18 protein-coding genes are annotated in these 26,125 nt (G+C 38.6%); 10 read left to right on the top strand and 8 right to left on the bottom strand.

Features of this window, described 5'->3' with window-relative positions; all coding sequences use genetic code 11:
- Positions 1 to 1,215, bottom strand: a complete 1,215-nt coding sequence (locus tag H5090_RS02615; protein ID WP_024596542.1) for an acetate kinase — start codon at positions 1,213 to 1,215, stop codon at positions 1 to 3.
- A gap of 282 nt (positions 1,216 to 1,497) precedes the next feature.
- On the opposite strand from H5090_RS02615, the gene yfbV reads away from it, so the two are divergent.
- Positions 1,498 to 1,944 (top strand): terminus macrodomain insulation protein YfbV, encoded by a 447-nt coding sequence (gene yfbV / locus H5090_RS02620; protein ID WP_024596543.1) that lies wholly within the window; start codon positions 1,498 to 1,500, stop codon positions 1,942 to 1,944.
- Here yfbV and H5090_RS02625 read toward each other — a convergent pair.
- From H5090_RS02625 to xthA, 3 genes are read right to left on the bottom strand one after another with little or no spacing between them, the layout of a single operon-like run.
- Positions 1,941 to 2,756 (bottom strand): putative RNA methyltransferase, encoded by an 816-nt coding sequence (locus tag H5090_RS02625; protein ID WP_182694964.1) that lies wholly within the window; start codon positions 2,754 to 2,756, stop codon positions 1,941 to 1,943. The two genes, yfbV and H5090_RS02625, sit on opposite strands and share 4 nt — an antisense overlap.
- Positions 2,753 to 3,400, bottom strand: coding sequence for an energy-coupling factor ABC transporter permease (locus H5090_RS02630; RefSeq protein ID WP_024596545.1), 648 nt, complete (start codon positions 3,398 to 3,400; stop codon positions 2,753 to 2,755). The genes H5090_RS02625 and H5090_RS02630 overlap by 4 nt, the downstream gene beginning before the upstream one ends.
- Before the next feature lie 5 nt (positions 3,401 to 3,405).
- Positions 3,406 to 4,212, bottom strand: coding sequence for an exodeoxyribonuclease III (gene xthA, locus H5090_RS02635; RefSeq protein WP_182694965.1), 807 nt, complete (start codon positions 4,210 to 4,212; stop codon positions 3,406 to 3,408).
- A 240-nt stretch (positions 4,213 to 4,452) separates the two neighbouring features.
- On the opposite strand from xthA, the gene H5090_RS02640 reads away from it, so the two are divergent.
- From H5090_RS02640 to rluB, 4 genes are all read left to right on the top strand, one after another.
- Positions 4,453 to 4,884, top strand: coding sequence for a hypothetical protein (locus tag H5090_RS02640; RefSeq protein WP_007582577.1), 432 nt, complete (start codon positions 4,453 to 4,455; stop codon positions 4,882 to 4,884).
- Between the two features lie 227 nt (positions 4,885 to 5,111).
- Positions 5,112 to 5,633 carry an EF-hand domain-containing protein gene (locus H5090_RS02645; RefSeq protein WP_002959711.1) on the top strand — a complete coding sequence of 174 codons (522 nt, stop codon included), beginning with the start codon at positions 5,112 to 5,114 and terminating at the stop codon, positions 5,631 to 5,633.
- A gap of 151 nt (positions 5,634 to 5,784) precedes the next feature.
- Entirely contained in the window at positions 5,785 to 6,375 is a 591-nt protein-coding gene (gene scpB, locus H5090_RS02650; protein WP_182672229.1) for an SMC-Scp complex subunit ScpB, read from the top strand.
- Positions 6,372 to 7,244, top strand: coding sequence for a 23S rRNA pseudouridine(2605) synthase RluB (gene rluB, locus H5090_RS02655; RefSeq protein ID WP_024595359.1), 873 nt, complete (start codon positions 6,372 to 6,374; stop codon positions 7,242 to 7,244). The genes scpB and rluB overlap by 4 nt, the downstream gene beginning before the upstream one ends.
- A gap of 83 nt (positions 7,245 to 7,327) precedes the next feature.
- Here rluB and H5090_RS02660 read toward each other — a convergent pair whose 3' ends face one another.
- Positions 7,328 to 8,074 carry a YciK family oxidoreductase gene (locus H5090_RS02660; RefSeq protein ID WP_002959717.1) on the bottom strand — a complete coding sequence of 249 codons (747 nt, stop codon included), beginning with the start codon at positions 8,072 to 8,074 and terminating at the stop codon, positions 7,328 to 7,330.
- Between the two features lie 206 nt (positions 8,075 to 8,280).
- Between H5090_RS02660 and H5090_RS02665 the strand changes: the two genes are divergently transcribed.
- Both H5090_RS02665 and sohB read left to right on the top strand, forming a co-directional pair.
- A complete protein-coding gene (locus tag H5090_RS02665) occupies positions 8,281 to 10,710 on the top strand; it encodes a VolA/Pla-1 family phospholipase (protein ID WP_182694966.1) in 2,430 nt (809 codons plus the stop codon).
- 100 nt (positions 10,711 to 10,810) lie between these two features.
- Positions 10,811 to 11,827, top strand: coding sequence for a protease SohB (gene sohB, locus H5090_RS02670; RefSeq protein WP_182681383.1), 1,017 nt, complete (start codon positions 10,811 to 10,813; stop codon positions 11,825 to 11,827).
- 96 nt (positions 11,828 to 11,923) lie between these two features.
- On the opposite strand, the gene H5090_RS02675 is transcribed toward sohB, so the two are convergent.
- Complete coding sequence (locus H5090_RS02675; protein WP_024606768.1) at positions 11,924 to 13,258, bottom strand: dicarboxylate/amino acid:cation symporter; 1,335 nt, start codon at positions 13,256 to 13,258, stop codon at positions 11,924 to 11,926.
- A 193-nt stretch (positions 13,259 to 13,451) separates the two neighbouring features.
- Between H5090_RS02675 and H5090_RS02680 the strand changes: the two genes are divergently transcribed.
- Together H5090_RS02680 and topA are read left to right on the top strand one after the other, a co-directional pair.
- Positions 13,452 to 16,883, top strand: coding sequence for a hypothetical protein (locus H5090_RS02680; RefSeq protein ID WP_024606769.1), 3,432 nt, complete (start codon positions 13,452 to 13,454; stop codon positions 16,881 to 16,883).
- 260 nt (positions 16,884 to 17,143) lie between these two features.
- Complete coding sequence (topA, locus tag H5090_RS02685) at positions 17,144 to 19,852, top strand: type I DNA topoisomerase (protein WP_149602799.1); 2,709 nt, start codon at positions 17,144 to 17,146, stop codon at positions 19,850 to 19,852.
- Between the two features lie 355 nt (positions 19,853 to 20,207).
- Here the strand turns inward: topA and H5090_RS02690 are convergent, their stop codons facing one another.
- Together H5090_RS02690 and H5090_RS02695 are read right to left on the bottom strand one after the other, a co-directional pair.
- A complete protein-coding gene (locus H5090_RS02690) occupies positions 20,208 to 20,450 on the bottom strand; it encodes a hypothetical protein (RefSeq protein WP_002959734.1) in 243 nt (80 codons plus the stop codon).
- Between the two features lie 510 nt (positions 20,451 to 20,960).
- Positions 20,961 to 22,583 (bottom strand): alpha-glucosidase family protein, encoded by a 1,623-nt coding sequence (locus tag H5090_RS02695; RefSeq protein ID WP_182694967.1) that lies wholly within the window; start codon positions 22,581 to 22,583, stop codon positions 20,961 to 20,963.
- A gap of 663 nt (positions 22,584 to 23,246) precedes the next feature.
- Between H5090_RS02695 and H5090_RS02700 the strand changes: the two genes are divergently transcribed.
- Positions 23,247 to 26,039, top strand: coding sequence for a TonB-dependent receptor (locus H5090_RS02700; protein ID WP_182694968.1), 2,793 nt, complete (start codon positions 23,247 to 23,249; stop codon positions 26,037 to 26,039).
- The last annotated feature ends 86 nt before the right edge of the window (positions 26,040 to 26,125 follow it).

Below are 26,125 nucleotides of genomic sequence, written 5' to 3' on the forward strand. Positions count from 1 at the left end.
TTAAAGCTCCTTTACGATGTTAGCGGCATCAAGTGCAATAACCCACTCTTCGTTGGTCGGCATTACTACCACTTTGGATGAAGTATTGGCTGAACTAATAATACCTTGATTACCAAAACGTGCATCAAGATTGCTCTTCTGGTCACAACTGAACCCTAAAAAAGCTAATTGATTAATGACATTTTCACGTATGATATCGGAGTTTTCGCCAATGCCGCCAGTAAATATAAGTGCATCTAAACGTTGTAATGGTACCATGTAGGCTGCAATTTGTTTGGCTAGTCGGTAGCAAAAAATATCCAGCGCTAAACGTGCTTGTTTATGTCCGGCAACAGCGGCTTCTTCAATCGTTCGACAATCGTTAGAGAGTTCGCTAATACCTAGTAGGCCGCTTTCTTGGTTTAATAAATTATCTATTTGCTGAGCGTTGTAACTAAGCTGTGTAGTTAAAAAATTAAATAAACCGGGGTCAATATCTCCACTGCGAGTACCCATAACAATACCAGCCAATGGCGTTAAACCCATACTGGTATCAACACTTTTACCATTTTTTATTGCAGTAACAGAGCAGCCATTACCTAAATGAGCACTAATGAAATTACTCTTCTCTATAGGCTGATTTAATAATTTAGCAGTTTGTCCTGCTACATAGTAATGACTTGTGCCGTGCATACCATAGCGTCTTACACCGTAGCCTGTATAAAGCTTATAGGGTAGGGCGTAAAGGTAGGCAACTTCATCCATAGTTTGATGAAATGCTGTGTCAAATACTGCTACTTGGGGTAAACCTATAAATGAAGCTTGTGCAGATGAAATACCTAACAAGTTCGCATGACCATGTAGTGGCGCTAAAGAAGACGCTTTAGTAATACCGTTAATTACGTCTTCATCAATTAAGACTGACTTTGTGAAATGCTCTCCGCCATGAACAACACGGTGCCCAACAGCAATAAGGTGCTCATCAAGGTTATGATCCTTTATTAAGCTTACAAGCGTATTTATAGCCTCAGCATGTGCTTGATTAGCCGCTAAGTCGATAACCGTCTTAGTTCCATTAAATTTGTATTTAATGGAGGGGGCTTTGGCACCCAAGCGTTCAGCAAGGCCTGATATAATTTCGTGACCGTCGTTTGCATCAATAATGGCAAACTTTAAACTAGAGCTACCACAGTTTAAAACTAAAACATGTTGGGATTCAGGGGAGGTTGTTGGCATAGATTCAATTTCCATAAACAAATTTAGTAAGTGAACGTTAATACGTGATAGTTACACTTACGGTATTAAATAAAGCTAAAACAATTAAATGTTCAACTGCAAAGTGGTTAACTCAATGTTAAATATTTTACCTTATTTATGATGTTTAAGTTAGGATTGTTCGCCATTAAAGGGGAAATTTAAGCTCTTTTACTGAGAAAGTGTAACTCCCTCATTTTGTGTTACACTTTGGTATAGCTCGTTTTCTATTGTATTTAAAAGCAGTATCTGTGAGGAGTCATGATGCAAAAAAGTGTGATGTCACAACTACAAACAGGCCGTTTGTATGGTAAAAAATGGCCAATGCGTAAAGAGCTTGCGCCTTTGTTTTTAGAGTTTAGAGTGATTAGAGCGACTGAGCTTGCCATTACAGTAATGCCAATCTTGGCTATGCTAACGTTGTTTTTTCAGCTTAATTACTTAGGTTCTGATTTTTTACCGCAAGCTATTGCGAGTGCATTATTTTTTATATCGTTACCTTTACAAGGTTTATTTTGGTTAGGTAAACGAGCGCAAACGCCTTTAGATCCTGCGATGCAAAAATGGTACAACGAGCTGTACACTAAAATGGCGGCTAATGGATATCAAACGCAGTTAAGTGAGAACAAGCCCCGTTATATGGAGCTTGCTAACTTACTTAAAGATATGTTTGAAAAAATGGATAGAGCATTTACTAAAGAGCAGTTTTAGCGGGTTATACCATCATCTATTTTGGTAAACTGAGTAATATAAAATGATAAGGTGACATTGTGTTCACCTTTTTCTTCGAGTGCTGTCCAGTGCTCGGGTCTAAATTTCCATGCAAATGGCGTCATCATTATTAAGTTTTTAATATCAGTAAAGCTAAGCGCTACATGCTCTGTTAAAATAGCCTGTTCTGATTTTTGAAACCCTTTTGGCGTGGCTATTTCAGTATGTTCGTTTACTTCTGAATATATATACGATTTTAGCTCTTTTAAATGATAAGGGCCTGGGCTTGCTACCACTAATGTTGCGTTTTTATTAGCAAGACGTTCAATCTCTTCCTCAAACAAAGGTGCAAATACGCTAATAAGTACATCAGCAAATTGACTTTTAAAAGGCGCTTGGCTAATTGATGCAACACTAAAATAGCAATTAGGGTAGCGCTTTGCCGCATATTTCACGGCAGATTTTGAAATATCGACACCGTATACAACTGCGTCTGTTTTACTTGCTATTGCTTGGGTATAAAACCCTTCACCGCATCCTAAATCTATAACCGTATTCGCACTTATTCGACCGACTAAATCGCTAAGATTTTGTTGTAAAAAGCGGTAGTATCCACGCTCTAAAAATGCGCGTCTAGCTTGTACCATTTCAAGGGAGTCACCCGGTTGTTTTGAATTTTTTTGTTGGACAGGCAGTAAATTAACATACCCTTCTTTGGCAAAATCAAAGCTGTGGTTATTAGCACAACGAAGTGTTGAATCAGCTTTCAAAAGTGCGAGGTTACATAGCGGGCATTGATATTGTAGACTCATGAGTCTAGGTAGTCCTTATCGTAAAAAGTTTTTACCCAATGCGGGCGATAGGTGATCATAATTGTTATAGCCATGCCGTTGAGCATTGCTTCAGGAAACCAAATTATGGCACTTAAATAAACGTAGTTATCTGCAAGTTCTTGCCAATTGTATTGCCCTATAGCTAAGTAAAATAAAGCACCTAGGCCTATTTTTATACAGGCTATAAATCCTGCGGTTATAAACGCACAAACAAATATATAAACAAAAAAATGACGAGGTAAATATTGGTAACTAATTATAAAGCCAAGATAGCTCAATAAAATAGGAATAAACGCACCAATAAACAGTTGTACTGGTAACAGCTCAAGTTCAATTTGACCAAAGGCAGCGAGTAGCGCTGTGGCAAGTAGGCTACTTAAAATAGTCAATCGCCAGCCTAAAATTAATGTAGCAGCCGTAACACCTAGGATGTGTAAATCAAGGCCAGTTAAAATGCCAGCCTTTATTCGCCAAAGCACTGCAAACACTAACGCACATGCAAGAACTCCAGTTTGACGGGCTGGCGTATTAAGCAATGTTTTATATGTTTTTTTATCAAAGCTTAGTAGGGCAATAATAATTACAAGGGCCCAAAGTAGCCCTTGTATTGTTATGCTGAGCATAGTAATTACTTAAATGTTGACCATATAGGGGCATGATCTGAGGGTTTTTCAATACCGCGCAGTTCGTAGTCAATACCAGTATCTATACAGCGTGCTGCAAGCTCATTAGTCGCAAGTACTACATCTATTCGAAGCCCTCGGTTATCTACAAACCCTTTAGAGCGATAGTCAAACCACGAATATTGATCGTCTGTTTCTGGGTTTTGTTCTCTAAAGGTGTCTTTAAAGCCCCAATTAAGTAATGTTGAAAGCCATTCACGCTCTACCGGTTGGAAAGAACACTTACCCGTTTTTAACCAACGCTTTGCATTAACTTCGCCAATCCCAATATCTAAATCGGTGGGTGATATGTTGATATCGCCCATAACAATGACGTCTTGATCAGGGGTGTGGTTGGTTTCAAGGTGTGTCATCAAATCTTTATAAAATTGTCGTTTATAAGGAAATTTAGTTTCGTGATTAATATTTTCACCTTGTGGGAAATAGCCATTCATGACGGTAAGGTCGCGACCGTTATCTTGTTCAACAGTGACGCTTATCATGCGTTTTTGCGATTCCTCTGTATCGGTAGCAAAGCCTTTTAAGACCGATTTAGGCTCTTTTTTGCATAACATAGCTACGCCATAATGGGCTTTTTGGCCATGAAAGTAGACGTGATATCCCATTTTTTGTACATCTTCTAGTGGGAATGCTTCGTCATGAACTTTAATCTCTTGCAAACCAATAACGTCTGGTTGATGTTTGTCGATAATTGCTTGTAATTGGTGAAGACGAGCACGCAGACCATTGATATTGAAAGAAATCACTTTCATAAAATTTACCTTAAAATTGGATCTATTTAATGAATTAAATTGTATCAGTAAATACGCGTATATAACATGACTGAAATGAGAAAATAGCTGCACAAATGTTGATCAATTGGTGAGTAAAGTTTAAACATTGTAAATGCAGTATTAATTTTTTAAATAAATAAAAAATTCAATTGAACTTAACTTTATTGAATATATAATGCGCGAAATTCACTTGTTTAGCTCGTTCAAATAGGATCTCTCATGAAAACACAACTACTTTTAGCTACTGCTTTATTAGCATCTGCAACTGCTTCAGCACAAAGCAATACTTACTTCAGTCAAGATAATAAAATTGAGTCTAAGTTATGTGTACTAAGCGCAAACGAAGGCTTTAGTGTTGCTCGTAAAGAAGCTGCTCAGCACGGTGTTTACTTATCTCGTTTTTCTAAAAGCATTTTATGTAATGGTGAAGATATTCGCGATATTGCTAAAAAAACGACATTAAGCAACGCATCAGTTGAGAAAGTAGAAGTATTTGCAAAAGACGCTCAACAAGAAACTCAATTATGTATGACGGCTTTAAAACAAGGTTTAGCACCTGTTCGTCAAAAAATTGGTAACTTAAACTCATTAAAATGTAATGGTCAAAACGTTACTGAGTTTGTTAAACGCTACCAAAACGCAGCAATCTAATTATTAGCTGAACTATATAACTAAAATTGAGATACCTGGTTTTTTACCGGGTATTTTTTTGCAAAAATTACAAGGTTGTTTGCAAAGCTTGCAAGCTTAACTTATTGAAACTGTTCAACAAATGCACAAATCAAGATTAAGTTGTTGATTGTTATAAGTTAACTATTATTGGCATTGGATTTGTATTAGTTAAAGTGACATTTAATTAATTACGAAGGATACGTCTTATGAAAAAGTTAACATTAGCAGCCACTATTTTAGCATCATTAAGCCTAGCGGCTTGTTCATCTAATCAAGGTCTTGAAAGAATAGACAGTGACTTTGCAAGTTTAGATAATGACAGCGATGGCTACATCTCAAAAGTTGAAGCTGATGACGATAGCATTTGGGGCCATTTTTCAAATATTGATACCAATATGGATAACGAAATTAGCCGCAAAGAATTCAACACTTACATGAAGTTAAACAATGGTAAAGTAGCCACTGATTCTGAAGTAAGTGAGTCGGCATTTAAAGCTGAAATCGCTAAATTCGATAAAATTGAAAGCAGCTTTTCAAGCTTAGATAACGACAGTAATGGCTATATTTCGGTAGTTGAAGGTAACGATGATGATATTTCAAATCACTTTGGTTACATGGATAAAAACCAAGATAAGCGCATCAGTAAAAGCGAGTTTATGGGTTACATTAAAAAATACGGTAACGCAGTAGCTGAAGATGATGCATTAGAAGCCATTAAACACAGCTAATATTTGTTGTTTTAAAGAGTAAATTAGAAGCCAGTGATAATCACTGGCTTTTTTGTATTTAAAATCTAGTTATTTAGTAGATATATTTTCCTAGTTTGGTGTTGTTCTGTCATAATAGATGGCTGTGTATTTTTATTTGTTAAGAGTGTGTATGGCGGGTCGGCGAATTAGTGATGAACAACTAGTTGAGATCATTGAAGCAGCTATTTTTGTTGCAGATAAGCCTGTGAGTAAACGCCACCTTAAAGATACTGTATTAATAGATTTAGCTATTTCTATGGCGCGAATAAACGACGCAATAGATACAATACAAGAACATTTTCAAACTCGTGGTATTCGCTTAGTTGAAGTTGGTAGTGGGTATCGTTTTCAGGCATGTAGTAGTTTAAGCCCTTGGTTAAATAACTTGTGGCAAGAACGCGCACCAAAATACTCACGTGCTTTACTGGAAACATTATCACTTATTGCATATAGGCAGCCCATTACGCGCGGTGAAATTGAGCAAGTAAGGGGTGTTACTACGGGTTCGAATATTATTAAAACCCTACTCGAAAGAGATTGGGTTAAAGTGGTAGGGCATAAAGAGGTTCCGGGTAAGCCGGCTTTATATGCAACTACTAAACAATTTTTAGATTATTTTTCGTTAACTGGACTTGAAAACTTACCTGCGCTGCCAACAGAGCAGCAAAGTAAAATTAACCAGTTATTGAGCGATCCTTCTGTGAGAGAACCATCCGAATGAGTATTATACAAGGTGAAAAGTTACAAAAAGTCTTAGCCCGTGCAGGCGTAGGCTCACGCCGTGAAATGGAAAAATACATTGATGCAAACCGCGTTAGTGTAAACGGTAAAGTGGCAAAGTTAGGTGACCGTGTTGAAGAAACTGATTTAATTCGTGTAGACGGACACACTGTAAAGATTGAAGAAAAAGCAGATAGAATCTGTCGTGTAATTATGTATAACAAACCCGAAGGTGAGTTAAGCACACGTAAAGATCCAGAAGGGCGTCGTACCGTATTTGACCGACTTCCTCGTATTGATGGTGAGCGTTGGATTGCGGTTGGCCGATTAGACGTTAATACTTCGGGTTTGATGCTCTTTACTAATGATGGTGAATTAGCTAACCGCTTGATGCACCCAAGCTATGAAGTAGAGCGTGAATACTCTGCGCGTGTATTTGGTGAAGTAACCAATGAAACGGTTAAAAACTTACTACGTGGTGTTGAGCTTGAAGATGGTCCAGCCAAATTCACGACTGTAACCCCTATGGGTGGCGAAGGCGTTAACCGCTGGTTTAACGTAACGTTAAATGAAGGACGTAACCGTGAAGTACGTCGTTTATGGCAGTCTCAAGATGCGGAAGTATCTCGTCTTATTCGTATTCGTTACGGTAAACTAGAGCTTGATAAGCGCGTGCCACAAGGTGGTTGGATGGAGTATGATTTAGAAACAGTAAACTACTTACGCAAAACCGTTAAATTAGGGCGCGAGACACAAACTAAGCTTTCTGTTATGCCTGAAAAACGCAAAGATAAACGCGCTAAAATCAACCAGATCCGCAAAGCAGTTAAAAAACACAATCAACGTGTTAAGCCTACCAAACGTAAATAATAAATTAGTTATTTATTGCACACAAAAAAGCCGCTAATTGCGGCTTTTTTAATGTGTGTTGTTTAAATTTTTTAAACTATAAATTACTTTTTTACTTGAGCATCTAACGATTCGCCATTCACTTTACTAGAATCATCGCTCATCAAGTATAAGTAGGTTGGCATTAAATCTTCTGGTGTAGCAAGCGCGTCTCTATCTTCTCCTGGGTATGCAGCAGCACGCATAGAAGTGCGAGTAGCGCCTGGATTAATACAGTTTATACGAATATTCGTTTTACCTACTTCACATGCCCATGTTTGCATCATGCCTTCTACAGCAAATTTTGAGATGGCGTATGGCCCCCAAAATTCACGGCCTTTGCGGCCTACACCTGATGACGTAAATACTATCGATGCATTATCAGACTTACGAAGAACAGGAAAAAGCGCTTTAGTGATCATCGCTTGCGCGGTCACGTTTACTTTCATTATGTTTTCGAACGTAGATGAGCAAAAATGTTCAAGTGGACCAAGTGACCCTAAAATACCTGCATTATTAAGCAAGCCATCAAGGCGGCCAAATTGATATTCAATTGTTGCAGCAAGGTCACGGTAGTTTTGTTTAGTTGCGCCTTTTAAGTCCATGGGCACAATTGCAGGTTTAGGGTAACCCGCATTAACAATTTCATCGTAAACACATTCAAGTTTATTAGTTGTTTTTCCTAATAAGATAACTGTAGCGCCGTATTTTGCATACGTAATTGCTGCTACTCGGCCAATACCATCACCGGCGCCTGTTATTAAAATAATTTTATCTTTAAGTGCGTTTTCAGCCGCTTGATATGTGTGCATAAAAGTACCCATTCATCTATTTTTTTTGATTTTAACATAGCGAAACGTGAAGTAATCGAATTTATTGTAAAATTAGGTGGCGAAAATAGAAACTTTACGTTAAGTTTAACTGGTCTAATGTCTCATTAATAACCTGATTACATTGTTTTAACTTAATACACTGATTAAACACACTATAAAAATAAAATATGTGCGGAGCCAACAATATGAAAAAAATGCTACTTTCACTCTCTGTTACAGCTGCCTTGGCAGGTTGTGGCGGCGGAGAAACGTTAGAAGATGTTAAGAACGACACAGCAACCGTTATTCCAACAGCAACGGTTACATTTGACCCTGCTGCAGGTATCTTATCGGTACCTAATGATTTATTAATGAGTGGAACCCAAGACGGTACACTTAATATTCCTGGAGAATTAGATGACAACAATGTGTCTATTTCTCGAGCAGCTTATGCTGACCCTCAGCTTGCTCTAGGCGCACTTGACGGTTGGTCTTCTCAGGTTCCATATAAAATCGATTTAACATTTCCGCCAAATGTGAGTTTAGATGAAACGTCTGCTGGGACACCAGGTACAGTCCGTATTTTTGAAGTAGTAATGGGTGCAAGTTTAACTGACGCAGAATGTTCAGTTGTAGCTGCAGGTACAGCTTGTAAATTGGTCGGTGAGCTTACTTTTGGTGTTGATTTTGTCACTCAAGCTTCTGGTGATGCCGTTGCAATTATTCCTTTAAAACCATTTACGGCAGGTAGCTCATACATCAATGTACTAACTACTGGTCTTAAAGATTCATTAGGACGCTCTATCGAGCCTTCTTCTACTTATGGTCTGGTTAAGCAAGAAGCGCCATTAATTACAGAAGCCCAACTTGGTTTGCAGGGCGCTGTTAACAGTTACGAAAATGTAGTTGTAAGTTCAGGAAATATAACAAAAGAAGATATTATTTTTTCTAGCGCAATGACTATTCAGTCTGCGGGGCCAGTACTTGGGACAATTAAAAAATTGCTAGCTGCTAGTTTGCAACAGCCTGCGATGCCAACGCCTGCGCTTCAAGTTCCTGAACAACCGATGGTAAATGTACAACAGGTATTTGCTTCTCAGGGTGTAGAAGTGTCTGCTGCTTTCTCTGGTGTGCAATATCAAAAAGGTAGCATTATGCTACCGATGTATTTAGGTACACCAACGGGGACCGATATTAGTGATTTAAGTGATACATATTGGCAAGGTATGTGTGATAACGCGGTGGCAATAATCGGTTACAAGGCCGTTGCTGGTGATGCATTTCCGACAGATCCTATTAGTGAAAATGATGGTTTATGTTCTGCATTAAGTGACGGGCAATTACGCGACTTAGGACTAGATAGCACACGTCATTTAACAAAATATAACTCCATTCCAAAAGTACAAAGTATGGCAAATGTGCCAGTGCAAGTTACTAAGCCTATTTTACCAATAATTAATGGTGTACGTGCACAGTTACAATTAGATCCTATCGCAATGCCTGATAGCGGATGGCCAGTTGTTATTATGCAACACGGTATTACAACACAAAAAGAAAGTATGCTTGCTTTAACGGCGCAGCTTTCTATTCAAGGCTTTGCAACAGTTGCTATTGACCATCCAAGACATGGTGAGCGTGGAATAGATGTTGATGGTGATGGAACAGACGACTTTAATGCAACAACAGGTTCTGTGCTTAGTTACATGAATTTAAGTTCATTACTTGTTGCGCGTGATAGCTTACGTCAATCAGCGGCTGATTTATTAGGTTTACGTTTAGGTCTAAACTTTATTAATGATGCAACGATTAATGCGCAAGATGTAACTTACATTGGTCATTCATTAGGCTCTATTGTAGCCCCTGCATTTATTGCACAAGCTAATAACCCATTAGCGCCAACCGTTGACCCATTATTTAATGTAAACACAGTAGCACTTGCAAGCGGCGGCGGCGGTATAGCTAGCTTCTTACTAGAATCAGCTGCATTTGGTCCATTTATTCAAGGTTCAGTACTTTCACAAGCAGGTACAACAGAAGCTGATGAGTTTAACGCGTATTTACAAGTTGATGCAGTGTCTAACTGTGGTGCAGTATTGCCAGATATGGAAGCATATTTAACCTGTGGTTATAACGAGTATGTAGCTTCGTTAACTACAGCTGGCGAAACAAGTAAGCTTACTAATATTCAAGGAGTGTTTACTCAATTTGCATTTGCGGCGCAAACAGCACTTGATAGTGGCGATCCAACTAATTATGCAGCCACTGTAAAAGCATTAGGCACTCCTGTTTATACTAATGTTGTTGTGGGCGATGGTGTTGATAACAAGCCTGACCAAGTGATACCACCAATGGCAGCTAATAATCCTATTTCTGGCACAATCCCATTAGCTAACTTGATGGGTCTTGAAACAGTAAGTACTTCGCAAGCATTGAGTGAAACACCAACAAGCTACTTAGTTAAATTTACTAAAGGGCATCATGGTTCTATATTAACGCCAGCTCAAGATGCTGCACAAGCTGCAACTGTTGAAGGCAGTGCTGCCGCTAATACAGAAATGCAGTTGCAAGTAGCTACTTACTTAGCTGCTCGCGGTCGAATGTTATTAGTTTCCAACCCTGAGGTTGTGACTGATTAATAACCAGTAAAATAATTAACCTTTAAAAGCCACTGAAAAGTGGCTTTTTTTTGCTTTAAAGCATGCTAAATTAGCTGAAATTTATAAATGGAGAAACCAGTTGGAATTTTTATACGAATACGGTTTGTTTTTTGCTAAAACAATTACTTTTGTTATCGCTATAGCAGTTATTCTAATGCTAATAGTTGGCGCTGCAGTTAAGCCTAAAGCCAAAAAAGGTGAAATACAAATTGACGACATATCAGAGCAATTAGTCGATCTTAAAGAAAGTTTTCTACAAAATACGCTGGGTAAAAAAGAGCTTAAAGCACACCAAAAGCAGCTTAAATCGCAAAGTAAAAAAGCAGATAAAGATGAGCCTAAACCTCGTTTATATGTAATTGACTTTGTGGGTAGTATGGACGCTCACGAAGTAGAAAGCTTACGAGAAGAAATAACAGCCATTATCTCTATTGCTAACCCAAGTAAAGACAAAGTACTTATTCGTTTAGAAAGTGGCGGCGGAGTAGTGCATGGCTATGGACTTGCTGCATCTCAGCTACAGCGTATTAAAAATGCCGGTATTCCTTTGAGTGTTGCAATTGATAAAGTAGCAGCGAGCGGTGGTTACATGATGGCGTGTGTAGCCGATGAGATACTAGCAGCCCCTTTTGCCATAGTTGGATCTATTGGTGTGATAGCTCAAATACCTAACTTTAATAAAATATTAAAGAAAAATGATGTGGAATTTGAGCAAATTACTGCAGGTGAGTTTAAACGTACGCTTACTTTATTTGGTGAAAACACAGATAAGGCCCGTGAAAAATTTCGTGAAGAAATTGAACAAACACATGATTTATTTAAAACGTTTGTAAGCACTCAACGCCCAAGCTTAGATATAAACTTAGTTGCGACAGGCGAGCATTGGTTTGCAACTCAAGCGATTGATAAAGGTTTGGTAGATGTTATAAAGACAAGTGATGATGCATTACTGGAGCAGCAACATGAGCGCCAAATTTATAAGATTAAATACAAAATTAAAAAGGGATTAAGCGATAAGCTAGCTCTTGGCCTGAGTAGTGGTGTAAATAAAGTGGGAATAAACTTACTCTCTAAATTTAAATCCCTAAATCCTTAGATTAGAATTTTTTTACGATTCAGTTTAATTATTTCTACTCGAAAAAAAACCTTGATGTGTTGCATCAAGGTTTTTTTATAGCTGTATAAATGTAGCTTATGAGTCAATAGACTTATGATAATCTTCTAAGTCTTTAGCTGCATTAGGGTCGTTAAAGATGCTCTCATCAAGTTCACCTTCAGACTTGGCAACAACACAGGTAACCATACAATCACCGGTTACATTAACTGCTGTACGTGTCATATCAAGTAATCTATCTACACCGATAATAATTGCAATCCCTTCTACAGGTAAGCCAACTTGGTTAAGTACCATGGCCAGCATTATTAAACCAACACCAGGTACGCCTGCTGTACCTACAGAGGCAAGTGTTGCTGTTAGTATAACCATTAGATAATCAGAAATTGTTAAATCTACACTGAACACTTGTGCAATGAATACGGTAGCCACACCTTGCATGATGGCAGTGCCATCCATGTTAATGGTAGCACCCAGTGGGATAGTAAATGAGGCAACCGAGTTATTAGCACCTAGTTTTTTAGTAGCAGTTTCAAGTGTAATAGGCATAGTTGCGCTTGAGCTCGAGGTACTAAATGCAAATAAGCATGTGTGCTTCATTTTTGCTAAGAAAATAAGCGGGTTTAAGCCCGTTAATATTTTTAAAAGCAATGTGTAGTTTACGAAAGCATGTAATAACAGTGCAAGCACTACAACGCCAAAGTATTTGGCTAGGCTAACAATTAAGTTAAGCTCAATTGTTGTAAATAGTTTTGCCATTAAAAAGAACACGCCATAAGGTGCAATGTTCATTAACAGTGTAACTAGTTTTAAGATTACTGTGTTTAAATCTTCAAAAACACTTGCTACGCGTTTGCCTGTTTTACCACTTAATGCCATTGCTACACCAAATAATAGTGCAAACACTATAACTTGAAGCATATTACCCTTGGCCATGGCTTCAAATGGGTTAGTAGGAAACATATCTATAATTACACGTGCAAGAGTAGGCGCTTCTTTGGCATCATAAGTTGCATTAGATGGCAAGCTTATACCTTCACCAGGGCTAAATAATAAGGCAAGTGTAATAGCCACCGTTATAGCAATAGCCGTAGTTAATAAATATAAACCAATAGATTTACCACCTAGGCGGCCTAGTTTTTTAGGGTCACTTAAGCTACAGGTACCACAAACGAGCGATACAAAAACAAGAGGCACAACTAACATTTTTAAGCTGGCAATAAATATTTGGCCACCAACATGGAAAATACCATCAACAAAAAAGGCTTTAATTGGCAAAGAGAATAACCCAAGTGGTATTAGATAATCGTCTTCACCAGCTAATATAGCCTGAAATATAAAACCTACTGCAACCCCAAGCGCCATACCAATCATGATGCGAGTGGTTAAACTCATTGAACGGATTTTTGACATATTCCCTGATCTACATTTTATAAATTTGCCATAGACTACCAGCAAGGAAATATTTACTACAGAAAAAATTGGTATTTATTTAAAATTATTTTGCGCAAAAAAGTAATAAAAAACTGAGATTTTAGACTAAGTTATAGGTTAATATTAAGTGAAAATTAATTTTGATTATAATAACAACGCTAGGGAGAGGTTCATGCCTTTAATGCGACTGCTCGGCATTTCATTGCTAAGTTTTTTACTCACAGCCTGTGGTGGCGGTGGGTCACTTGAAAAAGACGGCTCTATTAGTGATGGTGATTCCACGACGGAAACATCAACCTATACAATAAGTTTGAAAGGTTATTTGAAAGCGAGTGATACTGAGTCGAATAGTGTGACTGCTGATGCTCCTTTAGAATTAAGAGCTAGTTTAGTTAATGAAGATGGTGATGCAGTGTCTGGCGAGCGTATTACATTCACGTTAGCAGACTCTATTGGTTTACTTGACCCAGTCTCTGGCACGGTTTTAACTAACGCTGATGGTGTAGCATCGATCACTCTTACGGCAGGCGATACTGCGGGGGCGGGTATTATTACTGCTACCCATATTAACGGTGAAGACACCTACAGTGATTCGTTTGGATTTGCATCAGATGGTTCTGAGAATGATGACTCAAGTGTGAGTGGAAGTATTGAACTAGATATTTCAATTTTAGATATTACTGGTTCGCCATTTACAGCTGAAAATCCAGTCAGTAAAGATAATAAAGGGACGGTTACCGCTACCTTGTTAGATGAAGATGAACCTTTACAAGGCCAGCTAATTTCTTTTACAACTAACTACACAGGTAAAATCACACCTGTGTTAGGTACGGCATTAACAGACGCGAGTGGTAAAGCTTCCGTAACGCTCAGTAGCGGTGATTCAAAAGGTGCGGGTCAAGTCGTTGCCATCTATACGGATGAAAGCGGTAATAGCATCACTAAAGTTGCAGGCTTTATTTCAAATGGTGATGATGCACCTGTGGAAAGTGCTGAAGCAGAGCTTGATATCAAGTTATTACAAGGCTGTGCAAGTGATTGGGATGCTAATCGCAACACAACATCCCTCGAAAGCACATATCTAGCATCTGGTTGTAATGTTGTAAATCAATTCTCTTCTGATGAACTTATTGACGTTATGATTAAAGTCACAGATACAAGTTCAGGTGATGGTATTGATGGCATTATAGCTGAGCTATCTACAGACCTTGGTGCCTTGTTACCAGAATCAGGTAAAGCACTAACAGATAACTTTGGTTTTGCAATTTTAAAATTACAGCCAGGGGCAAGCAGTGGTGCGGGAGAAGTATCTGTTACTGCTAAATCAGTTACTGCTTCAAAAGCATTTGAAATCGCTACAGCAGAATTAAGTGTTGAAATTTCAAATGGTTTATATAATAAATTAGATGATGCTGGCAATGTGATTGATAACGAATTTGTGCCGCTAGCAGCTGGAGCTACAACGGTTATTTCAGTAAATATTTATGATGCAAATGGAGATTTGTTTGTAACTCCACTAGATGTTGAATTTACATCTGGTTGTGTTGAATCTGATCTTGCGGTAATGGATGATACTGCAACGAGTATTAGTGGTATTGCAACAGCGACATACCGAAGTAATGGCTGTAACATATCACAAGGCGATACGGTTACAGCGACAGTGCTTACTGGTGGTACACCAAAAGTTGTTACAGTTAATGTACCTGTATCGGCTGCCGCAGTAAGCTCGATTGAATTTGTTGAAGCATCAGAAAATGTAATTGCACTAAAAGGGACTGGTGGAGTTTCTCGTAAAGAAATCAGCCAACTTACATTCAAATTAACAGATGAAATAGGTAATACTGCTAAGCAAAAGCGCTTAGACTTTCGTTTAAGCTCGACTAATGGTGGCATCTCACTTTCTGAAGTTACAGATGCAACCGGTTATTCGCATGCTAGTGTTTCAACAGACTCTGAAGGTTTAGCACGTATTCAAGTGAACTCTGGTTTTGTTCCTCAGGCTGTGCGTGTGCAAGCTTGCTACATCCCAGATGAACTTATTCCAGCTGACCAAAACGACAACGTTACATGCTGGAAAGAACTTTATGATGAGTGTCTTCTTGATGACGCAGAGCGTGATATCAATGTTTCATGTCCAACCGGAGAACTCTCATTAGTTTCATTAGATGAGCAAGTAATAACAGTATCTGATTTAGTTTCGATTAGTTCGGGTTTACCTGATGGCAATAGTTTCACTGCTGCACCAACTAACTTCAATATTGAAGCGTTAAATTATACCGGTGATATTGAAGAAGTTAATGTTTATTTAGCTGATCATTTTAACAACCCTGTTCCTGATGGTACATCGGTATACTTAACAACTGAAGGGGGTGCTATTGGTACCATTGATGGTACAGAATTTAATGCGCAGCTAGAGTGTAATACAGTCGACGGTCAGTGCGTTGCTCAATGGCGTTCACAAAACCCAAAACCATTCACAGATGCAAAATGGGGTAATACAATTAACAGTATTAACCCTAAAACTAATGAACTTAACTGTGATCTTTACTTTGGTTCTGCAGCACCTTGTATGGCCGGTATTTTAAATGCTGCTTTCAATGAAAATGGCGTCCCTCTTGGTGGTCGTGCAACAGTGCTTGTTACCGCTAAAGGTCAAGAATCTTTCATTGACATTAACGGAAATGGGCGTTTTGATACCAACGAATATTATAGTGGTTATGATCTAACAGAGGCATTTATCGATCACAATGAAAATGGTGTTTATGATGGCTTAGCGGGTATTTATGATCCTGTTACAGCGACAGTGATAAAAGCCGCTGATAACTGTCAAGAAGGCGATAGTGATGATCCATGTAGCCCAGAGAATACAAATGCTGGGCATTTTGAAGAAAACTGGGATATTGATCTCAATGGCATGCACACGCTAGCTGATGAAAAATACAATGGTTTAGTATGTAAAGCAGAAGCAACAACACCAACAGAAGGTGACACATTTGAAAGCCTTTGTACTAAAGAACTAGTTGATATTCGTGATTCTTTTGAAATCATTATGTCGGGTAGTACCGCATACAGTAGATTTGTGGTCACAAAAAGTGAGTTACGTTATCGCTTTGCTGAAGCATTAGAAGAAACAGTTATAGATGATCCTACAGTATTTACTGATAATGCTATGCAGCTCGGACAGGATATCGAAGAGTGTAATAATATCTATCGTCAGGCTGACACTCAGTCTGGCGCTATTATCTTGCGCTTAGAAGCAACCGATAACACAGATTACTGTGATGTAGGTTCTATCAACATTACTACTGCAGATTTAGGGAATCAGCTATCAGCATTAACTTTCGCTGTTTACTACTCTGATATATATAATAACCCAATGCCTACAGGTACCAGTGTAGCTATATCTGCTGATAATGGTGAGTACAGCGGTACAGACGGTTTTGATATTCGCAATTCAAGTGCAACGTTTGCATTTGGTGAAGCTCTATCAATTAGCCGCGAAGCAGAAGGAAATGATAAAACGGAAGGCTTCTTAACCGTTGAGTTTACGACTGGTAAAGGCAACATTTCGACAGCTCAAATTGCAATAAGTGATGATAGTTGATTGCTAATGAGTAGTTTAAAATAAAAAATGCCAACCTTTAGGTTGGCATTTTTGTTTCTGTTCTATATATTCCACATCAATTAATCTAAAAACACCTGTTTGTTTAATTTAACGACAAAAATTGTTCGTTTATTCAGTAAATACTGAAAAGTTTGTATTAAAAGCTTGTAACAACTAGTGTTTGTAGATATACCTATAAATATTCGCGCCGCTTATGTCGGCAAAACACATTTTTAATATTTGGTTAGAAATAGGCAACTATGGGCAAATCGCTAGTAATTGTAGAGTCACCTGCTAAGGCTAAAACAATTAATAAATATTTAGGTAATGACTTCATCGTAAAGTCCAGTATTGGGCATGTACGTGATTTACCTACTTCAGGTTCGAGCAAAGCTAAAGTGCCGGCAACTAAAACGCCAGCAGAAGTTCGCAAAATGGAACCTGAAGAGAAAGCAGCGTATAAAAAGCAACGAGATTATACTAACCTGGTCGCGCGCATGGGTATTGATCCTGAGCAAGGTTGGGAGCCGCATTATGAAATCCTGCCAGGTAAAGAGAAGGTTGTTCAAGAATTACAAAAGCTGGCTGAAAATGCAGATCAAATATACCTCGCAACGGATTTGGATAGAGAAGGGGAAGCAATTGCTTGGCACCTTCAAGAAATCATTGGCGGTGAACCTGAAAAGTATAAGCGCGTAGTTTTTAACGAGATTACCAAAAACGCAATACAACAAGCCTTCGAAACACCAGGTGAGCTTAATACAGACATGGTTTACGCTCAGCAAACACGACGCTTTTTAGACCGTGTTGTAGGCTTTATGGTTTCTCCTTTGTTGTGGGCAAAAGTTGCACGTGGTCTATCTGCAGGACGAGTTCAGTCTGTTGCGGTACGCTTATTAGTTGAGCGTGAACGTGAAATTAAGGCATTTATCCCTGAAGAGTTTTGGGATATTCACGCTGATGTTAAGAATACTGAGTCTGAGTTACGCTTAGAAGTAACCAAACAAGCAGGAAAGGCATTTAAGCCTGTAAATGAAGCTCAGGCTAGCGCAGCTGTTAAAAGCCTTGAGAATGCAGAATACAAAGTAATTAGCGTTGAAGAAAAACCAAGTAAAAGTCGCCCAAGTGCGCCATTAATTACTTCAACCATGCAACAAGCGGCAAGTACACGCCTAGGTTATGGCGTTAAAAAGACTATGATGCTCGCTCAGCGTTTGTATGAAGGCGGTTATATTACTTATATGCGTACCGATTCAACCAATCTTTCAAAAGATGCGGTTGAAATGTGTCGTGAGTATGTAACGAACGAGTTTGGTGCTAAATACTTACCAAAAGATCCAATTAACTATAGCTCTAAAGGCAATGCACAAGAAGCGCATGAGGCAATTCGTCCTTCAAGCGTTACAGTGTTGTCTGGTCATATCGAAGGCGTAGATGCCGATGCTAAAAAGCTGTATGAGCTAATTTGGCGTCAGTTTGTAGCGTGTCAAATGGTACCTGCTGAATACGACTTAACAACACTGACTGTTGCTGCTAACGATTTCCAGCTCAAAGCAAAAGGCCGCGTGCTTCGCTTTGATGGTTGGACAAAAGTACAACCTGCGGTGCGTAAAAAGAACGAAGAAGATCAATCACTGCCAGCTGTTAAAGAAGGTGAAATACTTACTTTAATAGAACTTGATCCTAAGCAGCATTTTACTAAGCCGCCAGCTCGCTTTAGTGAAGCTAGTTTAGTAAAAGAGCTTGAAAAGCGTGGTATTGGTCGTCCATCTACTTATGCGTCGATTATATCAACAATTCAAGATCGTGGTTATGTACGTGTAGAAAATCGCCGTTTCTTTGCTGAAAAAATGGGTGAAATTGTTACTGACCGCTTAGTTGAAAACTTCACTGATTTAATGAACTTTGATTTTACAGCTAAAATGGAAGGTCGTTTAGATGACATTGCTGAAGGCGAGCGTGTATGGACTCAAGTTTTAGATAAGTTTTATGCTGATTTTTCAACGCAACTAACTGTCGCTAAAGACGAGCCAGAGAATGGTGGCATGCGTCTTAATGAGATGGTTGAAACCGATATAGAATGTCCTACATGTAGCCGCAAAATGGGCATACGTACGGCTTCAACCGGTGTTTTCTTAGGGTGTACTGGTTACAGCCTTCCGCCAAAAGAGCGTTGTACTACAACAATGAACTTAGTGTCGGGCGATGAAGCGGTTGCTGCTGATGTCGAAGACGTAGAAACCGAAAAATTAATGCAGATGAAGCGTTGTCCTATTTGTGAAACTGCAATGGACTCATACCTAATTGACGAAACCCGTAAACTACATGTGTGTGGTAATAACCCAGCATGTAAAGGGCATATAGTTGAAGAAGGTACCTTTAAAATTAAAGGCTACGACGGACCAATTATCGAATGTGATAAGTGCGGTTCTGACATGGAGCTTAAATCGGGTCGCTTTGGTAAGTACTTTGGTTGCAATAACGACGAGTGTAAGAACACACGTAAGTTACTTAAAAATGGTGAGGCTGCTCCACCAAAAGAAGATCCTGTTCACATTACTGAATTAGAGTGTGAGAAGTCAGATGCGTATTTTGTTTTACGTGATGGCGCTGCGGGTATATTTTTAGCCGCAAATACTTTTCCTAAGTCACGTGAAACACGTGCACCTAAGGTTGAAGAACTAAAACGCTTTAGAGACCGCATTTCGCCTAAGTTTTATTATTTAGCAGATGCACCAGCTAAAGATCCTGATGGTAATCTTGCTGTTGTACGCTATAGCCGTAAAAATAAATCTCAGTATGTTATGACTGAAGTTGACGGTAAAGCTACCGGCTGGACTGCTCATTATGAGGCAGGTAAATGGACAGAAGAAGCGAAGAAAAAAGCAGCGCCTAAAAAGAAAGCAGCTGCAAAAAAGGCACCAGCTAAAGCTAAGCCTAAAGCGAAAGCTAAAAAAGAAGATGAATAAGCTCGTTATTGCTTATTCATAGCTTTGTAGATTTAAAAAGTCATAAAAAACCGGAATGCACAGCTTGTGTCTATTCCGGTTTTTTTGTGCCTAGTTGAATGCTTTCGCAACGGCTTTATTAGCAGTACATTCACCTAAGCGTGTTACCAATTTGATTAAAAACATGGTCATTTTAGCGTATTAAATAACTCAGTTACTGCGTTAAACACTATTCATATATGACTGCGTAGATGCAGAAAGTAGGCATTGCAGGGAGCAGCTGCCGAGAACAAATATATGCCATGCTTTTTCGCTTAGCTATTGAGCTATATTCTTATAGCTTTAACAGATCACTAATTAAATGTAATTGGTATAATTAAATCTTAACAGAAGATACTTTTTTATAGCCTTCAGATTCAAGCTCATCATTTACGCATTTTAATACGTAGGCATTTAGCTCTTCATTGCTTACGTCATCATCTTTAGCCCAGTTAACACACATTTCTGTGTATTCTTTTATCATTTCGGCTGAAGCTGTTGGCGCATCGTCTGCAACCGCGTAAGTCGCAGATACTGCAAATAGTGGTGCTACGATTAATGCTAGCAATGCTTTTTTCATTCGTTTATTCCTAAAAAAATGGTGTGATGACTGATTTATCCAGTTTAAAGTTAGGTATAAATCAGTAGTGCCCAATCCAGAACAACTCTGTTGGTATGTTGATTTTTAATCGAAATTGAAATAAAAGATAACGAAATTTTTTTATCGTGAGGATGAGTAATTTACTTGTCGGTTTTTAAACTTTAGTAAGTACAGCATTATCAGCTGGAGTAATATATTTAGTAGCTAAGAAAACTTGATTCTGCGCTTTATATTAATAACCTTTAGATTGTTTTAGGAAAAGTGATTTTTTAGGTTCAAAAATGAAATGGATAAGCGCCATTGTATATTTCTGCTATGAGGATATTTTAAATTTGTAATATCAGCCGTATTATTTGCTTTAACTGAATGTCTAAATGTTGAAACTAAAAGTCACTAGAATGCGTTAAATACAAAAAAGCCCAAGTGAATAGCTTGGGCTTTTTCGTGTGTAACGCGCTTACGTATACACTAAACGTAACTTTTGAGTCATTAACACTGAGCGTAAAAACATGCGTAAGGCTCAAGTATTGTGGTGCCTCGGTCTAACTTTGCGCTGTGGTGGCTAAGCTCGGTGTATTCTTTAACGATTGATGTTGGCATATCAATACTTGTTTGCTTAGCGCTGAGATTGAACATACAAAGCATTCTTTGCTTTCCAAGCGTTCTATAAAAAGCAAGCACAGGCTCTGGCGTTTCTATAAATTCAATATCACCTTCAAGTAAAACTGTTTGGCTTTTTCGCCATGCCATAAACTCACGGTAGGCATTTAAAATTGAATTGTTATAATCTGTTTGTATAGCTACTGATTGCTGCTTATGTGCATTATCAACGGGTAGCCAAGGTTTTACTTCACTAAAACCTGCATGAGATGAATCAGCTAGATCCCAAGGCATTGGTGTTCTACAGCCATCACGCCCTTTAAAATTAGGCCAAAATGTAATGCCGTATGGGTCTTGTAAATCTTCAAATGCCACACTTGCTTCACCTAAACCTAGCTCTTCACCTTGATACATACACACGCTGCCGCGAAGAGAAGCTAATAGGGCGGTTAGCATTTTACATTGTTGAGGGTTTACTTCGCCATTTTCGCTCCAGCGGCTCGCTACGCGCTCTACATCATGATTACTAAATGCCCAGCATGGCCAGCCTTCAGTCATACGTTGTTCTAGAGTTTGAACCGTAGTTCTAATATATTCACTTGAGTAATCATTTGTTAATAGCTCAAAGCTATAACCCATGTGCAGTTTGTCGCCACCTTGGGTGTACTGCGCCATTGTAGCTAATGAATCTTCTGATGAGATTTCGCCAAGCGATACAGTACCTGGGTATTTATTAAGTAATGTGCGAATATCTTGCATAAACTCAATATTTTCAGGCTGAGTATTATTGTAGTAATGGTACTGAAATGCATACGGATTATCTTCACTAAAACCACGACCCTGGCGCTTATCTTTTGGTTTAGCCGGATTATCACGTAATTGCGCGTCGTGATAGCAAAAATTAATTGCATCAAGCCTAAAACCATCAACGCCTTTTTTAAGCCAAAACTCAACATTATCAAGCACAGCTTTTCGAACATCTGGGTTATGAAAGTTAAGATCTGGTTGTTCGGTTAAAAAATTATGTAGGTAGTATTGCCCGCGACGAGGCTCCCACTGCCAAGCACCACCACCAAAAATAGATAGCCAGTTGTTTGGGGCTGTTCCATCATCTTTTGCGTCAGCCCAAACATACCAGTCGGCTTTACTGTTATTTTGATTTTCACGGCTATCAGTAAACCATTGGTGTTGATCTGATGTATGGCTTAACACCTGATCAATAATTATTTTAATATTACGAGTGTGGGCTTCGCTTATTAGCTCATCAAAATCATTTAGGTCACCAAAAAGCGGGTCAATGTCACGATAGTCGCTAATATCATAGCCAAAGTCTTTCATTGGCGATTTGAAAAAAGGTGAAATCCAAATAGCATCAACGCCTAAGCTTTTAATGTAATCAATACGATTAATAATCCCTCTTAAATCACCAATGCCATCGTTGTTGCTATCTTGAAAGCTACGCGGATAAACTTGATAAATAACCGCACCTTTATACCACTGCTTTTGGTTCATGCTTTTCTCCGTCATTCCACACAGTATTTAGACTATTTTTATTTGTGATTACGATTAATCACGTTATTTGCAAAAAGCATACGTGAAGCCTTGTACACTGTAAAAAGTCTGCATACGTATGCACTAAAATTAACGCAATTAAATTATTAAAAATAAGTACTTATAGCTAGCTTAAAGGTGTTTTATTTATGTGTTGGATTTTTACCAATTATGGTGCTCACTTACTTTCTGACTTTTATTAAACATAACGGTTTGTCATACAAGAGAAAATATATTTTATGTTTTGAACTTAATGGTCTGACCAATTAAACATTTGAATTGTGTCTAATATTTCTTATTTTGAATAGCGATACTAATTAGTTTCACTTTGTTTACATTGCGTCCTGTTAACTTTTAGTTTTTGATACAGTAGATTTTACATGTAATGTTGATTGCGTCATTTTCAATAATTTTATTTACAACAAAATCAATGGTTTAATGTTTGTTTGGCAAGGTTTTTATTAATCTGAAGTCGTGCTATAACTGTTGAATACGTATGCATAAAGTTGTTAATAAAATAAAGCTGGCGTTAATATTCATCCTGACAACAAAATTAGCTCGCCTGTTTGACTATCACTCAAATAAAGAAGCGAGTATCACAATATGGGTAACGGGAAAAACATCATGTCTATGTTCAAACCAAGTATATTAACGTTGGCAATGGCTACTGCAGGATTAGCAAGCTTTGCCTCTGTAGCAGCACAAGAAGATACAGCTAAAAATGATGACGTTGAGGTTATCGAAGTAAAAGGCTTTCGTGGCAGTGTTGTAGAATCAATCAACACAAAGCGTTTTTCTACTCAAGTCGTTGAGTCAATTTCAGCAGAAGATATAGGTAAGCTACCTGATTCATCTATTGCTGAGTCTATTGCACGTTTACCAGGTTTAACAGCGCAACGCCTAGATGGTCGCGCAAGTAGAGTATCAATTCGTGGTTTTGGTGAAAACGAAAGTGGCACCACATTTAATGGCCGCGAGCAAGTATCTATTAGTGATAACCGCGGCGTAGAATTTGACCTTTACCCATCAGAAATTATGAGCGGTGTAACTGTTTATAAAACACCAAGTGCAAATTTAGATGCAGAGGGTATTGCGGGCATAATTAACATGCAAACAGTTCGCCCACTAAGTAAAGGTGAACGTGTTGTTCAAGTAAATGGACAGTATGAGCAAACAAGCTTTGATAAATTAAACCCTGACGGCAACGACGACGGTTACCGTGGCACTTTCTCATACATCGACCAGTTTGCTGATGACACCATTGGTATTGCATTTGCACTAAACACCATGAGCTCGCCAAACCAAGAAAAACGTTGGAATTCATGGGGGTACCCTGAATTCACTGCTGAAGATGGTAACTCGTATTCAATTTTAGGCGGTGCTAAACCATATGTTCGTTCATCAACGCTTGAACGTGATTCAGCAATGCTTGTTCTAGAGGCAGCTCCTACAGATAAACTAAATATGACGTTTGATGCGTTGTATGTAGACTTTACAGACGAGCAAATTTTGCGCGGCATTGAAGTTCCTTTTGCTTGGGGTCAAGGTAGTATTGATGCAAGCAGTGCTATAGTAGATGCAGAAAGTGGATTTATAACAAGTGCTGTAACACAAGGCCAACGTGTTGTTGTGCGTAACGATTACCAAGAGCGTGATGCTGAACTAACTGCATTTGGATTTAACACTAAATACGATATTGATGATTCATGGTCAGTAGAATTTGACGCAAGCTACTCGCAAGTTGACCGTAAAATTTGGAGTATAGAAAGCTACTCAGGTACAGGGCGTGGTGATTCTCGCGGTGTTGCAGATAACTTAGGTTATGCTTTTAATGGTGGCAATACTGGCGCTACTTTTTCACATGACTTAGATTACAGCGATTATGATCTAATTCAATTAGGTGGGCCGCTTTCGTGGGGTGCAAGTTCTGCACTAAATGATGCATATGGATTAACTGGCACAGAGTATGAGAACCAAGCTCAAGACGGTTTTATTAATGCTCCAACTATTGAAGATGAATTAGTTACATTAAAACTTGCAGCGTCTAAAGTACTAGAAAACGAATACATTAGTTCAATTGAATTTGGCTTAGGTTATAAAGAGCGTGAAAAGTCTAAATCTTCGCAAGGTTACTTCTTGACTTTAACTGATTTTTCACTTGAAAACCCAGGAATGTTTAGTGTACCTGAGCAATACCGTTTAGGCAGTGTTGGCCTTGACTTTATTGGGCTAGGCGACATGATAGCCTACGATGTAAATGGTTTAGTTAATGATGGTTACTATGAAACCCTTGACGAAAGTTTAACTAGCTCAACTCATGCAACTAAGTCGTGGACAGTAAAAGAAGAAATCACCTCAGCATTTGCACAAGCTAATATTAATGCAGAGGTAAGTGGTCTTCCATTAACTGGTAATGTTGGGGTGCGCTATGTTCATACAGATCAATCCTCTCAAGGTAATGCTTTTGGTGTAGATGGGAATACTGGTCTAGTCATTACTTCACCTACAGATATTGGTCACGATTATTCTCACGTTTTACCAAGCTTAAATTTATCACTTGCGATTGATGAGCAGCAAACAATACGTTTTGGCGCAGCTAAAACAATCTCACGTGCGCGTATAGATGAAATGAACGCCTCTGTTAATGCATCATATAATGATACACCGGATGAAAACGGTAACTTTTGGTCTGTATCGGGTGGTAACCCTAATCTAGAACCTAAAGAAGCAACAGGCTACGATTTATCTTATGAAAACTACTTTAGTGATGAAGGTTACTTCTCTGCTGCATTTTTCTATAAAGACTTAACCCAGTGGATTTTTGACGGTACTTACGCGATTGATATGTCGGGTGTTGCGGACCCATCAACAGGTGAAGTACCAGCTACGTCCGAAGGTACTGGCAGTGGCAAAGTAAATGGCGGCGGCGGTGACCTATACGGTTACGAGATATCTCTAGCGTTACCATTTAAAATTTTCCACCCGTCTCTTGAAGGCTTTGGCTTAATTGCTAGTCATACAGGTATTGAATCTGATATTGAAGATGGAAATGGCAATGAGTACGAACTACCGGGTCTATCAGATAAAATTCAAAGCTTAACGGTTTACTACGAGATGAATGGCATGCAATTACGAACCAGCATGCGTAAGCGTAGTGACTTCAAAGGTGATGTTTACGGATTAGGCTTTAATACAGAGCAAGTGAATATTATCGGCGAAACAATTTGGGATATTCAGGCAGGTTATGACTTCTCTGAAGCAGGGGTTGAGAGCCTTGAAGGTTTATCAATTCAGTTCCAAGTTCAAAACTTAACAGAAGAGCCGTTCACATCGCTTTCTGGCGATAACGCGCTACAAGTTCGCGACTACCAAGATTACGGTCGCACTTACTTGTTAGGTTTTAGCTACCAGCTATAATAAAGGTTGTGTGTAGGAGCCCTTGTAATTTGTTTTACAAGGGCTTTTTTATAGCTACTTTATCAAACTTAACAAAGCTTTAAACT

This window comes from Pseudoalteromonas sp. SR43-5, from assembly GCF_014163835.1.
Taxonomy (GTDB): domain Bacteria; phylum Pseudomonadota; class Gammaproteobacteria; order Enterobacterales; family Alteromonadaceae; genus Pseudoalteromonas; species Pseudoalteromonas distincta.